This window comes from Pseudomonas sp. MF6396 (genome assembly GCF_002018915.1).
Classification (GTDB): domain Bacteria; phylum Pseudomonadota; class Gammaproteobacteria; order Pseudomonadales; family Pseudomonadaceae; genus Aquipseudomonas; species Aquipseudomonas palmensis.
In genome coordinates, this window is record NZ_MVOK01000101.1 from 1 (window position 1) to 533 (window position 533).

General features: G+C 47.7%; 1 protein-coding gene. It reads right to left on the bottom strand.

The window, feature by feature from the left end; genetic code table 11:
- Positions 1-308: 308 nt before the first annotated feature.
- On the bottom strand, positions 309-533 hold a 225-nt coding region (locus MF6396_RS29695; protein WP_443217226.1), incomplete at its 5' end, for a hypothetical protein.

Here is a 533-nt window from a genome sequence, read left to right on the forward strand (position 1 = left end):
GTGATATGGCTTTGAGGGGAGGTAGTCGAAAGAATATTGGCATCTTTTGGGAGTTCTAAGTTTCGACCCGTCACTGGTAAATTCTGGCGCATAAGAGCCTCAAGGGTTGGCTGTTTTATTTTATTGTGTTCGGCATTAAGCCCAATTTCTTTAGCGTTACGATAAAGCTAGCATGGAAACGATAGGTGCAAGCAAGTTAAGGGTTGCATCGCGCATGTCAATCTAGGCTATACCCTAACTTGGCGTCAGACCATCCGGCGCTAAATCGTCAGAATAGAGTTGCCTTCCGAATTGATTGACATACGCCGTCAAGGGTCATAGATTTCTTCCTGACACATTTCCCTCAGGAGGATACCTTGCACGGTCAGCGCATCGGTTACGTCCGCGTCAGCAGCTTCGACCAGAATGTTGCCGCTGACCGAAAACTGACCCAGTAGAGGCTGTTCTGCCGACTGAAAACTGACCCAGGTGTTCAACTGCTTCTGCTCAATTTTTGAGCAGGAGAACACAGGGTGATCAGTATGGAAATGATG